The organism is Streptomyces sp. NPDC001852 (assembly GCF_042891825.1).
Classification (GTDB): Bacteria; Actinomycetota; Actinomycetes; order Streptomycetales; family Streptomycetaceae; genus Streptomyces.
This window is the reverse complement of record NZ_JBIATN010000010.1, coordinates 181,300-194,106: the sequence shown is the minus strand read 5'-3', so window position 1 is coordinate 194,106 and position 12,807 is coordinate 181,300. Positions and strand designations below refer to the sequence as shown.

At 70.4% G+C, this 12,807-nt stretch carries 9 protein-coding genes; 3 read left to right on the top strand and 6 right to left on the bottom strand.

Going from position 1 to position 12,807, the window contains the following annotated elements:
* Window positions 1–22 precede the first annotated feature (22 nt).
* Window positions 23–1,645, top strand: coding sequence for a histidinol-phosphate transaminase (locus ACFYZB_RS19385; protein WP_351203300.1), 1,623 nt, complete (start codon window positions 23–25; stop codon window positions 1,643–1,645).
* 108 nt (window positions 1,646–1,753) lie between these two features.
* Here ACFYZB_RS19385 and ACFYZB_RS19380 read toward each other — a convergent pair whose 3' ends face one another.
* The 5 genes from ACFYZB_RS19380 to ACFYZB_RS19360 all read right to left on the bottom strand — a co-directional run bounded on the left by ACFYZB_RS19380 (window position 1,754) and on the right by ACFYZB_RS19360 (window position 7,410).
* Complete coding sequence (locus tag ACFYZB_RS19380) at window positions 1,754–3,100, bottom strand: FAD-dependent oxidoreductase (RefSeq protein ID WP_388759847.1); 1,347 nt, start codon at window positions 3,098–3,100, stop codon at window positions 1,754–1,756.
* 65 nt (window positions 3,101–3,165) lie between these two features.
* Window positions 3,166–4,041 carry a geranyl diphosphate 2-C-methyltransferase gene (locus ACFYZB_RS19375; protein WP_351203296.1) on the bottom strand — a complete coding sequence of 292 codons (876 nt, stop codon included), beginning with the start codon at window positions 4,039–4,041 and terminating at the stop codon, window positions 3,166–3,168.
* Between the two features lie 418 nt (window positions 4,042–4,459).
* The gene (locus ACFYZB_RS19370) at window positions 4,460–5,893 is read right to left on the bottom strand and encodes a family 2B encapsulin nanocompartment shell protein (protein ID WP_388759843.1); all 1,434 of its coding nucleotides are present in this window, start codon (window positions 5,891–5,893) and stop codon (window positions 4,460–4,462) included.
* A 275-nt stretch (window positions 5,894–6,168) separates the two neighbouring features.
* The gene (locus tag ACFYZB_RS19365; RefSeq protein WP_388759840.1) at window positions 6,169–6,822 is read right to left on the bottom strand and encodes a DUF4360 domain-containing protein; all 654 of its coding nucleotides are present in this window, start codon (window positions 6,820–6,822) and stop codon (window positions 6,169–6,171) included.
* 129 nt (window positions 6,823–6,951) lie between these two features.
* The gene (locus tag ACFYZB_RS19360) at window positions 6,952–7,410 is read right to left on the bottom strand and encodes an Rrf2 family transcriptional regulator (protein WP_351203290.1); all 459 of its coding nucleotides are present in this window, start codon (window positions 7,408–7,410) and stop codon (window positions 6,952–6,954) included.
* A gap of 77 nt (window positions 7,411–7,487) precedes the next feature.
* On the opposite strand from ACFYZB_RS19360, the gene ACFYZB_RS19355 reads away from it, so the two are divergent.
* Window positions 7,488–10,442 (top strand): beta-galactosidase, encoded by a 2,955-nt coding sequence (locus tag ACFYZB_RS19355; protein WP_388759837.1) that lies wholly within the window; start codon window positions 7,488–7,490, stop codon window positions 10,440–10,442.
* On the opposite strand, the gene ACFYZB_RS19350 is transcribed toward ACFYZB_RS19355, so the two are convergent.
* Window positions 10,443–11,963 carry an alpha-N-arabinofuranosidase gene (locus ACFYZB_RS19350; protein ID WP_388759834.1) on the bottom strand — a complete coding sequence of 507 codons (1,521 nt, stop codon included), beginning with the start codon at window positions 11,961–11,963 and terminating at the stop codon, window positions 10,443–10,445.
* 231 nt (window positions 11,964–12,194) lie between these two features.
* Here ACFYZB_RS19350 and ACFYZB_RS19345 point away from each other — a divergent pair, with 231 nt between their 5' ends.
* Window positions 12,195–12,803, top strand: coding sequence for a toxin-antitoxin system, toxin component family protein (locus ACFYZB_RS19345; RefSeq protein ID WP_388759832.1), 609 nt, complete (start codon window positions 12,195–12,197; stop codon window positions 12,801–12,803).
* The last annotated feature ends 4 nt before the right edge of the window (window positions 12,804–12,807 follow it).

Here is a 12,807-nt window from a genome sequence, read left to right as displayed (position 1 = left end):
GCCACCCGAAACGGAGGTCCCTTTGACCGGCAACGTCACCTCGTTGTTCCGCGGCGGCACCGCCCACAGCCCTTCGATGGCGGCGCTGACACGGGAGAGCGGCGACGGTACCGGCCCGGTGGACTTCTGCATCCCGTGCAACCCGTACTTCCCCACCCCGGCCATGTACGACGAGCTGGCGGCCCGGCTGCGCGAGATCATCACGTACTACCCGAGCAGCGCCGACACCGTCACCGGTGAGCTGTGCAGCCTCCTCCAGCTCCCCCCGCAGTGCGTGGCGATGGGCAACGGCTCCACCGAACTGATCACCTGGATCGACCACCTCCTGGTCCGCGAGTCCCTGGCGATCCCCGTCCCGGCCTTCGGCCGCTGGACCGACCAGCCGATGGAGACCGGAAAGCGGGTCGACATGTTCCCGCTCCAGGAGGCGAGCGGCTTCGCGCTGGACCTCGCCCAGTACGCCGAGTTCATCCGCCGGCGCGGCACCCGGGTGGCGGTGATCTGCAACCCCAACAACCCCGACGGCGGCTATCTGCGCAAGCAGCAGGTCGTCCAGTTCATGGACGCGATGACGGACCTGGACCTGGTGATCGTCGACGAGTCCTTCCTGGAGTTCGCCGACGCGGAGGCCGATCCGAGCGTCGTCCAGGAGGCCATGCTCCGCCCCAACGTCATCGTGCTGCGCAGCCTCGGCAAGAACTTCGGCCTGCACGGCGTGCGCTTCGGCTACCTGGTCGCCAACCCTGCGCTCGCGGCCAAGGTGCGGGGGATGCTCCCGAAGTGGAACCTCAACTCCTTCGCCGAGCACGTGGTGTTCATGCTGCGGGAGCACGGCGCCGAGTACGCCCAGAGCCTGCAGCAGATCCGCCGTGACCGCCTGGAGATGGCCAGCCATCTGTCGGCGCTCCCCGGTCTGACGGTGTACCCCTCCCAGGGGAACTTCCTCTTCGCACGCCTTCCCGTGGGCGCCGAGGGCACGGTGGTCCGGGACCGGATGCTCACCGAGCACCGGATCCTGGTCCGCGAGTGCGGCAACAAGATCGGCTCCTCCAGCCGCTTCCTGAGACTCGTGGTGCGCCCCCAGGTCGACGTGCGTCGCCTGGTGTCCGGCCTGGAGCAGGTGCTCTACGGGTCCAGGAGGGGAGCCGCCGTACCCGAGCTGGGCACCGGGACCAGCTACAGCTCGGGTACGGCGGCGGTGGACCGGCTGGTGAGCGAGACCAACGGGGGCGGATTCCGGGGCCTGGCCGCGCAGGCGCAGGCGCTGGGCGCCGCCACCCCGGCCGCCCCGGCCCCGGCCGTCGGCACCGGCATGCCGCTCCCCGCCGCCGTACCGCAACCCGGCGGCGGGATGCCGGTGCCTGCGGCGCCCCAGCAAGTGCCTGCGGCGCCTCAGCCGACACCCGTGCCTGCGGCGCCCCAGCCGATGGCGCCTCCGGTCCAGCCCTTGCCCGCGGCGCCTCAGCCGACGCCGGTGCCCGCGCCCGCGGCCGTTGTCGCGCCCACGCCGCCCGGGGTGCCGGCCCGAGGTGGGCTCACGGCGGCCCAGGTGCGGGGGATGACGGCGCCGGCCACGGACCTGACTCCGGCGCCGGCCACGGGGTGGCCCAACGCGCAGAGCTGGCCGAACGCGGCGGGGGCGTAGCCGACCTGGGGAGCCGACACGCCTACTCGCCGTTGGTGGTGATGTCAGGCGGCGGCTGCGGGTCCGTTGTGGCTTGTCGCGCAGTTCCCCGCGCCCCTTTGGGGCGCCTCACGTGCGCCGGTGAGTGACCCTCAGGACCTTCAGGGCCACCAGGGGGTGGAACAGCAGGGCCGGTGAGGCCACCATGTTGACCACGCGTACGAACCTCTTCCACACGGCCGCGTCGTTCACCGCCACGTGGAAGAGACGCATGTTGTACCAGTGGGCGATGCGTGCGGCGAGGGACCGGCCGCCCGGGGTCCACATCAGGTCGGAGTTGGTGGACACCGTCCACGGAAGCAGCAGCAGACGGCCCACCTTCCGCTGGAATCCGCGGGCGAGGCCGTCCAGTCGCCCCGTCGTGCCGTGTCGCTTCAGCATGCGCTGCAGCAGCTCCGCCTCCATCGCGGCGACCGTCATGCCCTGCCCGTAGACGGGGTTGAAGACGCACACGGAATCGCCGACGGCGAGGAGGCGGTCCGGCCAGTCCCGGACCGTGTGGAAGGGCCGCCACTGGTTGTCGACGTTGGTGTAGCGGCGGGTGGGCTCCTGGACGGAGCGCCGGGCGATGTGTTCGGCCAGGTGCGGCGTGTTCAGGGTCTTGGCGAACGCCAGGTAGCCCTCGTCGTCGGTCGGCGGCTGGTCGTGGAACCCGAACAGCATGCACGTCCACCGGCTGCGCTCCACGGCCAGCAGGACCCCGGCCCGGCGCACACTGGGAGCGAACAGCATCTGATAGGCGACGTAGTAGTCGGGATGGTCGGGGTGGCTCTCCGCCGGCCGGTCGAAGTTCATCGACGTGTAGGTGACCTTCGCCTTCACGGTCCGCTTGGGTGGCACGCTGATCCCCAGCTCGTTCAGCCAGTCCACCAGGGAGCTGGACCGTCCGGAGGCGTCGACGACCAGGTCGGCGGTCAGCTGGAAGGGCTTGGCGCTCTCCGACTGGCATCTCACGCCGTTCACACGGCCCGCGAAGTCCCGGGTCAGGCCCGTACACCTGGTGGACGCCACCAGTGTGACCTGCGGAAGTGCGAGCACTTTGCGGCGCAGGCGGCGTTCCAGCTCGTCGCGGGTGAAGCTCTGGACCGGGACGCCCGTGCGCTGCCGTGGCGCGCGTCCGACGGGCAGCAGGAAGTCGATGCCCTCCCCGTAGTCGAACACCGGCGCGCCCGCGTCTCTCAGCTCTTCGCGCAGTCCCGGGAACAGCCGTTCCAGGATCTCCCCGCCCCTGGCCAGCATCGCGTGCCCCTGGTAGCCATGCGGAGCACCCGGATGGGCGCCGGTGTCCTCGTCGACGGCATCCCGTTCCACGAGGACGACCTCGCGGAAGAAGTCGGCCAGTACGCGTGCGGTCACGAGTCCCGCATAGCTGCCGCCGATGACAACGGCCTTGCCCCAAAGGCAGTGTGCTCTCATGTCTACTCCCGCCGGGCGTGGTGCCGCACGTCGCGCGCATGCGGCACCACGCGTGCGCCCTGGTCTCAGATGCGGTCGGCCGCGATGAGGAGGTAGTGGAAGCTGCCCTCCTTGTAGGCGGTGAGGAAGGGGTCCTCGATGCCGGTGGCGACGGAGGACTTGGCGCGCAGCTCCCAGTAGGGGATGGTGTCCGGGGTCAGGTCGATGACCTGCATCGGCACCAGGTCGTTCGCCGCCAGCGCCCTGAAGTACTCGCTGCGCGGGTGGATGTTGCAGGTGTAGTGCTCGTCGATCCTGCTGACCGCCTTGGAACGCATGCCGGTGACGTCGTTGGAGCAGCCGGTGATGCAGACGTAGCGCCCGCCGTACTCCAGCAGGCGGGAGAACTCGGCGAAGAGGTCGAACAGGTCGACGTACATCGTCGTCTCGTTGGTCCAGATCGCCCGGCGCGATCCGGTCTCCAGACGGGTGTCGAGCATGTTGCGGAAGTGGAAGCGGACCCGGTCCGTGACCCCGCGCTGCTTGGCCTGGTCGTTGGCGAAGCCGACCTGCTGCTCGGAGATGCTGACGCCGTCGACGTGGCAGCCGAAGCGCTCGTTGGCCATGAAGCTGGTGCCGCCCCGGCCGGAACCGGCGTCCAGCAGGTGGTCGTCGGGGGTGATGTCGCCGAGGTGGTCGAGGAGGACGTCGGCCTGGGCGGTCTCCAGGCGGTGCAGTTCCTCGATGATGCGCTGGTCACGGGTCTCGGACGGGCCGACGAGGACCGAGGGGTCCCACTCGCCGAGGCCGTAGTGGTGGTGGTAGAGGCCGTCGACCTCGCCGAGCTTGATGTTGACGGGGTCCTTCTCCTTGTTCCAGTACTCCGCGACCGACTTCTGGTAGTCGGTGCGCAGCACATCGCCCATGGCGATGCTTTCCATCTGGGTGGAGATCTTGGACATGGGGATCCTCACGAGGGACGGGGTCGGGGGTGTGCGGGACACGCGGCAGGCGGGCAGGGCTCGGGCGTGGCGGCGCGGGAGGTGGCTGCCGGGGCACCGGGAACCGTGGGGGCGAGCGCGGCCACCGAGGCGTCCGGTCCAGCGGGTCCGGCGGGCAGCCCGCCCGGGGACACACCCGCACCCGCCACCGCCTGACCGGCCGCCGCCGACTGCCGTGCCTCCCCCGTGAAGGGGATGCGGATTCCCGATGTGCCGAGGCCGGTGGGGCCGGAGGGAAGGGTCGGGACCCGGGGTGCCGGAGTGGCCGAAGGCGGGCTGGGCGGCGGTGGGGTGCCGGCCGACAGCAGGGCCCGTGCCAGGCCCGTCATGTCGTGGGGTACGGCGGGTGCCGTGAACCGGGAGAACAACGACACCCTCGTCAGCTCCCGTTCGTGCGGGCGATCTCGACGTTCTCCAGGATGCCGAGGGCGTCGGGCACCAGGACGGCGGCCGAGTAGTAGGTGCTGACGAGGTAGGAGATGACGGCCTGTTCGTTGATGCCCATGAAGCGGACGTTCAGGCCGGGCTCGACCTCGTCCGGGATGCCGGTCTGGTGCAGGCCGATGACGCCCTGGTCGTCCTCGCCGGTGCGCATGGCGATGATCGACGTCGTGCCGTCGTCGCTGATCGGGATCTTGCCGCACGGCAGCAGCGGAACGCCGCGCCACGCGGGCAGCTGGTTGCCGTGCAGTTCGATGCTGCCGAAGTAGATGCCCCGCTTGTTGCACTGGCGGCCGAAGGCGGCGATGGCCTTGGGGTGGGCGAGGAAGCACCGGGTCTTGCGCCGCATGCTGAGCAGCTCGTCCATGTCGTCCGGGCTCGGCGGGCCCGAGTAGGTGGAGATCCGCTGGTCGAAGTCGGCGTTGTGCAGCAGGCCGAACTCCTTGTTGTTGATCAGCTCGTGCTCCTGCCGCTCGCGCAGTGCCTCGATGGTCAGCCGCAGCTGCTGCTGGGTCTGGTTCATCGGCTCGTTGTAGAGGTCGGCGACCCGGCTGTGCACCCGCAGCACGGTCTGCGCCACACTCAACTCGTACTCGCGCGGCTCGAGTTCGTAGTCGGCGAAGGTCTGCGGCAGCGTCTCCTCGCCCGCGTGTCCCGCACTGAGCTCGATCTCCGCCTCGCCCGAGCGGTTCACCTTGCGCTGCCCGTTGCCGCTGATGTGCTGCACGTGCCGGCGCAGCGTCTGGTGGCGTTCGGCGACCGCCTTGTACGCCGTCATCGGCAGCGCGAGCACCGTGGTGGCGGTCATGGCGCGGGCCGTGAAGTCCCACTTCTGGTTCTGGCCGGCGAGCACCTGGCCGCCGAAGGAGTCCCCGTCGGCCATCAGGCCGATCACGGCCTCCCCGTCGTACGGGCCCTCGCTGAGCTTCTCGACCTTGCCGTGCGCGATCAGGTACACCTGGTCGGCCTTGCGGCCCTCCTGCACGATGACCTGGCCGGGGGCGAACTCCTTCTGCACGAACTTGTCGGCCAGCGCGCCGAGCACGTCCTTGTCGGTGAAGCCGCGCAGCAGCGGCAGTTCGCCCAGTTCGGCGGGGACCACCTGGACCTTGGAGCCGTTCTTGACGAAGGTGACGCGGCCGTCACCGACGGTGTAGGAGAGGCGGCGGTTGACCCGGTAGGTGGCGCCCGGCACGTTCACCCAGGGCAGGATGCGGGTGGCCCAGCGGGAGCTGATGGCCTGCATCTGCGGTTCGGACTTGGTCGTGGTGGCGAGATTGCGCGCCGCCGCGGTGCTCAGGCTCTGCTGTTCCCGCTGCTCCTGCTCCGACTCCGCTCCCGCCGGTGCTGTGGTCGCTGTGTCGAGGGGCATGGCTCTACCTCGTCTTCCCTGGCACGTCGATCCGCGACGACCCGCTGTCGTCACGCTGCGTGCACAGGAGTAGCAGAGCCGCGCTCACGTTGAGTAATCACTGCAGACGGCGCGCGAGGGCAATGAACCGGCGCGTACTGCGCCCCTCGCGCGCCCCTTGCGAGGATCACTCCTTGTCGAACGATTCTGCGGGTCAACCCATGGATGACCGCTCACCGGTGCGAAACGTCAACGGCCACCACATACTCACAGTGACCGGCGTGGCGTCCGTCCGCCTAGGTGCTGGGGCACTCCTTCCACGCCAGGTGGTACACCGTGCTGATGTCCCCATCCGTGGAGTCCATGGTCATGAAGCTGACCTTGCCCGGGTTCTGGGTGCCCGCGTTCACCCGCAGCTCGGTGTTGATGTTGAAGTTGCGCAGCACCCCGCACGGCGCCCAGACCAGCTGGGCCCAGTCCGTGCTGTCGGTGGCCTGCCAGTTGTCGTCGTAGGAGCCGGAGAACGGGTGGGACTTGGGGACGGTCTGCGGGGAGCCCTGGAAGTAGTACGAGGCCTTCTGCGTGGCGCTCGCGCCGGGCTGCAGGGACAGAAAACCCCGGTAGTCGGCGCTGGCGATCGCGTAGGTGAAGCCCTGGGGCACGTGGACCACCAGGTTGAGCTGGCAGTTCTTGCGGAAGGCCGTGGGGTCGGAGTTGCCGCCGGCCTGGGCCAGGTAGCTGCTGTAGGTCACCGTGAAGGCGGTGTTGTCCGGTGAGACGGCGACCGCGGCGGTGCCCTCGGGGCAGCCGGAGCCGTTCACCGTCGCCACGTCGATGACGATCTTGTCCGGGGGCGGGTTGTCGATCGGGCCGCCCGCGGGTCTCTGGGTGGGTATCGCGGTGGCGAGCAGCGCCGCCACGGCACCGCTCAGGAGGAGTCCACCAGCCATGGTTTCTCCCATAGTCGGATGTGGGGGGTCTGTGTGGAGCCTGTGAAGCGTTCCGCATCGTAGAAAGCCCCGCTCACACCCGGGAGATACAACTCCGGCCATTCACATCCGGTCGTTCACACCGCACCCCTACGGGTTCTCCCAGGCCGCCGGTTCCGCCGCCAGCGCCCGGACGGGCTCCGGCAGCGCGTCCGCCGCGAGGTCGGCGAGGGTGACACCCTCCAGGATCCGGCGGACGTTCGCGCGGAGCGCGATCCACAGGGGCAGCAGGGGCTCGGCGCTGCCGGTGTAGGCGAGGCCCGTCGGGCGTTCGCCGCGGACCGAGACGATCGGGCCGTCCACCGCGCGGATCACATCGGCGACCGTGACCTCGGCCGCCTCCCGCGCCAGCCGGTAGCCGCCGCCTCCGCCGCGCCTGCTCTCGACGATCCCGCCACGCCTCAGGTCGCCCAGGATCCCTTCCAGGAACTTGTGCGGGATGCCCTGCGCGGCGGCGATTTCCTCCGCTTTCACCGGGCCGTTACCCTGCCGTACGGCCAGCTCCAGTACCGCCCGTACCGCGTAGTCCGCCCGAGCCGAGATCCTCATGGGTCCATTGTGGGGCGTCGCCGCATGGAGAATGGCCTGCACCCGCGCCCCGTAAGATCGCCCGCGGAGGATCCACCTTGGCGCTCAGCAGACGTACCTTCAGTGCCCTCGCGGGCTCGACCGCGCTCGGGCTCGCCCTGGGCGGCAGCGGCGGCCCCGGGGCACCCTCGGCGTACGCGGCGCGCAGCGTGCCGACCGGCCCGGCGCCCGCCCCGCCGAGCGCCGACGGCTGCCGGCACACCATCGGCTACGACCAGTACTCGCTGCTCGTGGACGGCAGGCGGCTGGTGGTGTGGTCCGGCGAGCTGCACCCCTTCCGGCTGCCGAGCCCCTCCCTGTGGCGGGACGTGCTGCAGAAGATGCGGGCCCACGGCTACAACGCCGTGAGTATCTATGTGGCCTGGAACTACCACTCCGCCGCGCCGGGCCGGTACGACTTCACCGGCGTCCGGGACCTGGACCTGTTCCTGCGCATGGCCGCGGAGACCGGCCTGTACGTCATCCTGCGGCCCGGCCCGTACATCAACGCCGAGGTGGACGGCGGCGGCTTCCCGGGCTGGCTGTCGGCGACGAAGGGCACGGCCCGGAGCGACGACCCGACGTATCTGGGGCACGTCGACGAGTGGCTGACCCAGGTGAACCGGATCGCCCGCCGGCATCTGTTCACCCAGGGCACCGGCACGATCCTGCTGTACCAGATCGAGAACGAGTACGACGCCCACGTCGACGCGGCCGGCCGGGCGTACATGTCCCACCTGTACAAGAAGGTGCGGGCGGACGGCATCGACGTCCCGCTGTTCCACAACGACAAGGGCAGGAACGGGTACTGGGTGCCCGGGTCCTTCGACACCGGCGGTGAGAAGGGCGGCTGGCTGTACGGCTTCGACGGGTACCCGTCGCCCGCACAGACCCCGCCCGACTGGGGCCACTACGGTCCCGGCGGGACGGGGGGCGGGGCCAGTGCCTCGCCGTCCACGCCCGGGTTCGTGCCCGAGTTCGGCGGTGGCTGGTTCGACCCGTGGGGCGGGGCGTTCTTCGACGGCAAGGGGTACGCCGAGTCGCGGCGCACCCGGGACGCCGCCTATGAACGCCGGTTCTACCTGACGAACCTGGCCAACGGGATCACCCTGCACAACGTCTACATGACCTTCGGCGGCACCTCCTGGGGCTGGCTGCCCGCGCCGGTCGTCTACACGTCGTACGACTACGGTGCCGCCATCGACGAGGCCCGCAACGTCACGGACAAGATCGCGCCGATGCACCAGCTGGGCCATCTGCTCCAGCGCGTGCCCGACTTCGCCAAGCTGGACCGGGCACCGGACGTGCACGCCGAGGGCCTGAAGGTCTACCACCTGACCAACCCGGACACCGGCGCGCACGTCTATGTCGCCCGCAACGACGGCACCGAGGCGGTCACCACCGATCTGCCGACCGACGCGGGCCGGGTGCGGATCACCGTGCCCGGCAAGGACGCCCGGCTGCTCACGACCGGGCTGAAGCTGGGCAGGCGGACACTGAAGTACTCCACCGCCGAGCCCGTGCTGTGCGTGACGGCGGGGCGGCAGGACATCGCCGCGTTCTCGGGGCGGCAGGAGGACATGGCCGAGCTGGTGCTGAAGTGCCCCGTCGAGCCGAACGTCATGCGCCTCGACCCCGAGGCCGCCTGGGCCTTCGACGTCAACGACGACCTGCATGTGAACGCCCCGCTCGGCGAGGGCGGGCTGACCCGGGTGCTGGTGCAGAAGGGCGAGACCGACACCCCGCTGCTGCTGCTCTTCTCCGACGACGCCACCGCCGTACGCCTCTTCCCGTACGACACCCCGTCCGGGACCCTCCTGGTGTACGGCCCGGCGCTGCTGCGCCACGTCGAACTGCGCGGGTCCGAGGTCCACCTGACGGGTGACCTCACCGAGACGACCAGCATCGAGGTGTGGGGGCCGCGCGGGATCGACACCCTGGTGTGGAACGGCCGCACCCTGCCCACCCGGGTCACCCTGTCCGGCAGCCTGATGACCACCGGCCTGCTGCCGGCCGTCCCGGAGGTGAAGCTGCCCGAGCTGGGCGGCTGGCGGATGCGCAGGGAGAACCCGGAGGCCGGTCCCGGCTTCGACGACTCGGACTGGACGGTCGCGGACAAGAGGACGACGTTCAGCACCACGCCGGTCCCCGACGGTCAGCCGGTCCTCTTCGCCGACGACTACGGCTTCCACTACGGGGACGTCTGGTACCGCGGCTCCTTCACCGACTCCACCGGCCTCCAGGAGGTCTCCCTCTCCTACAGCACGGGCACCCAGGGCCTGTTGATGGCCTGGCTGGACGGCGAGCCGCTGGGCACCCACCGGATGCCGGTGCCGGACAAGGACACGACCATCCGGAAGGGCAGCTGGGCGGACACGGCCGTCTTCCCCGTCCGCGAGCAGCTGCGCTCGCCGGGCCGGCATGTGCTCTCGGTCCTCGTCCGGCGCATGCAGCGCGACCAGGACGGCAAGGGACTCGACACCCACAAGGTGGCGCGGGGACTGACGGCGGCCGCCTTCAAGGGCGCGTCTCCGAAGGTGAGCTGGCGGATCCAGGGCACGGCGGCCCCCGACCCGGTGCGCGGCCCGCTGAACACCGGCGGCCTCCACGGCGAGCGGGAGGGCTGGCATCTGCCCGGCTTCCGGGACCACGACTGGGAGCGGACGGCCTTCCCCCGGGCCGCCCGGTACCAGGGCGTGACCTGGTACCGGACCACCTTCCGCCTCGCGGTCCCGGCCGACATCGACGCCTCGATCGGCCTGACCCTTCAGGACGACCCCTACCGCGCCTACCGCGCACAGATCTTCCTCAACGGCTGGAACATGGGCCAGTACGTGAACAACGTGGGCCCGCAGCACACCTTCGTCCTGCCGAACGGCGTCCTGCGCACCCGGGGCACGAACACCCTCGCGCTGGCGGTCCTTTCGGAGTTCACCACGCTGTCGGGGCCGGGCCGGGTGAGCCTGACGCTGCTCGGCAGGGCGAGCGGCGGACTGCCGGTCACACCGGTCTGATCACGCGAGCCTGATCACGTTCCAGGACAGCGGTTCCAGTACGGCGGTGAGGGTGCCGTCCGCCAGGGCGGTGCCCTCCACCGGGTGCGGGACGACCCGCCCGGGGTCGTCGAGGGTGTTGCGGGCGTCGGGGTCGGCGTCCGCGAGGGCGCTGTGCTCGGTGACGGCCGTCAGGCAAAGCCCGTTGAGGGCGACCTCCAGCGGAAGCGGCTGCGTCCGGCTGCGGTTCACGGCGAACACGGTGACCGTGCCGTCGGCCGCGCGGACGGCCGTGGCGTGCAGCAGGTCCGTCTCGCCGTACTTCTTCGTCTCGTACGTCGGTGAGTCCACGCGCACGTCGAGGACCTGACCGCGGCCGTACTTCGAGGCCTGCGCGAACGGGAAGAACGTCGTCTGCCGCCATGCCGGGCCGCCCGGCTCGGTCATGATCGGGGCGATCACATTGACCAGCTGGGCGAGGCAGGCGACGGTGACACGGTCCGCGTGCCGCAGCAGGGCGATGAGGAGCGAGCCGAAGACGACGGCGTCCGTGACGCTGTAGTTGTCCTCCAGGAGGCGGGGCGCCTCGGGCCAGTCCGTCTGCTCGAAGGTCTTCGCGTGCTCCTCCCACTTCGACAGGTACCAGACGTTCCACTCGTCGAAGGAGAGGTTGATCCGCTTCTTGGACTTGAGCTTCGCGCCGATGTGGTCGGCGGTGGCGACCACGTTCTCGATGAAGGACTCCATGTCGACGGCCGAGGCGAGGAAGGAGTCGACGTCGCCGTCGACGGGCTCGTAGTAGGCGTGCAGGGAGATGTGGTCGACCAGGTCGTACGCCTCCTGGAGCACCGTCGCCTCCCACTCCGCGAAGGTGGGCATGGCCTGGCTGGAGGAACCGCACGCGACCAGTTCGACTCCGGGGTCCGCCTGGCGCATGGCCCGCGCGGTCTCGGCGGCGAGCCGGCCGTACTCCTGCGCCGTCTTGTGCCCGGTCTGCCAGGGGCCGTCCATCTCGTTGCCCAGGCACCAGAGCCGGATGCCGAAGGGCTCCTTGTCGCCGTGGGCCGCGCGGAGGTCGGAGAGCGCGGTGCCGGAGGGGTGGTTGGCGTACTCCTGGAGTTCGAGGGCTTCGGCGACGCCTCTCGTCCCGAGGTTCACGGCCATCATCGGCTCGGCCTCGGGTCCGAGCTTCTTCAGGAAGGCGATGAACTCCGACAGACCGAAGCGGTTAGTCTCCGTGGAGTGCCAGGCGAGGTCGAGGCGGCGGGGGCGGTCCTCCACGGGGCCCACCGAGTCCTCCCACTTGTATCCGGAGACGAAGTTGCCGCCGGGGTAGCGGACGGCGGTGACGCCGAGTTCGCGGACGAGGTCGAGGACGTCGGTTCGGAGGCCCGCTTCGTCCGCCGTCGGGTGGTCCGGCTCGTAGACACCGGTGTAGACGCAGCGGCCCAGGTGTTCCACGAAGGATCCGAAGACACGGGCGTTGACCTGGCCCACCGTGAAGGCCGGGTCGAGGGTGAAGCGGGCGGTGCTCTTGCTCATGGGGTCCTTTCGCATCACTTCGGAACCGGTCCCATACCCTGCCCCCACCGTCCTGTTCGAAATACCGGATATCAACCGCAACTTCGAACGGGACCGTAGATTCGAAGCGCTTCCGGCGTCAATGGGTCGGACACAAGCTCATAGGTGGTCTCCTCTTTGCCGAAGGTCGCCCGGACCTCATGACGCGGACACGCCCAGACGCGTACGCTCGGACCGGCAGAGAGGGGACCGATGAGCATCGCGGGCGCGCGGAGAAGTGCGGCCCGGCTTGCCGGGAGCCTGCGACGGCGCTCGCCGGCCGGCCTGACGATGCGCCGGCTGACGGCGCACCTCGCCGCCGCGGTCCGGGACCGTCCCCGCCCTCCCGCCGACGCGCGTGAGCTGTGCCGCGCGCTGTGCGCCACGATGGGCGCCCTGCGTGGCGGACGCCCCGTTCAGCTGCGCTTCGAGCGGTTCCCCGACGAACTCGCGGTGACGGGCCTGTGGGTGGAGTTCCACGACTTCGACCTCGTCATCGTCGAGGAGCGGGCCGAAGGAGTGCAGCAACTGGTCATCCTCGGCCATGAGTTGTGGCACATGCACGCCGGTCACCGCCACCACCCCGGCGCCGGCGCGGCCGCGTCACGCCTGCTGGCCGAGGAGCCCGACCTGCGTGAGACCGCGCTCGCCGTCGCCGCCCGCGACGGCTCCCGGGAGCGGGACGAGGCCGACGCCGACGCGTTCGGGCACCTGCTCGCCACCGCCTTCCGGCACCGGCTGTCCCGGAGCACGGACCGCCCGCTCGACCCCGTCCAACGCTCCCTCGGCCACCGGGGGCGGCGCGCGGGAGGCCCGCGGTGACGTG

Excerpts from the sequence above, each read along its gene's own strand:
- ACFYZB_RS19350 (WP_388759834.1), bottom strand. The coding sequence starts at position 11,963 with ATGAGCAAGAGCACCGCCCGCTTCACCCTCGACCCGGCCTTCACGGTG.
- ACFYZB_RS19380 (WP_388759847.1), bottom strand. The coding sequence starts at position 3,100 with ATGAGAGCACACTGCCTTTGGGGCAAGGCCGTTGTCATCGGCGGCAGC.
- ACFYZB_RS19370 (WP_388759843.1), bottom strand. The coding sequence starts at position 5,893 with ATGCCCCTCGACACAGCGACCACAGCACCGGCGGGAGCGGAGTCGGAG.
- ACFYZB_RS19360 (WP_351203290.1), bottom strand. The coding sequence starts at position 7,410 with ATGAGGATCTCGGCTCGGGCGGACTACGCGGTACGGGCGGTACTGGAG.
- ACFYZB_RS19365 (WP_388759840.1), bottom strand. The coding sequence starts at position 6,822 with ATGGCTGGTGGACTCCTCCTGAGCGGTGCCGTGGCGGCGCTGCTCGCC.
- ACFYZB_RS19345 (WP_388759832.1), top strand. The coding sequence starts at position 12,195 with ATGAGCATCGCGGGCGCGCGGAGAAGTGCGGCCCGGCTTGCCGGGAGC.
- ACFYZB_RS19375 (WP_351203296.1), bottom strand. The coding sequence starts at position 4,041 with ATGTCCAAGATCTCCACCCAGATGGAAAGCATCGCCATGGGCGATGTG.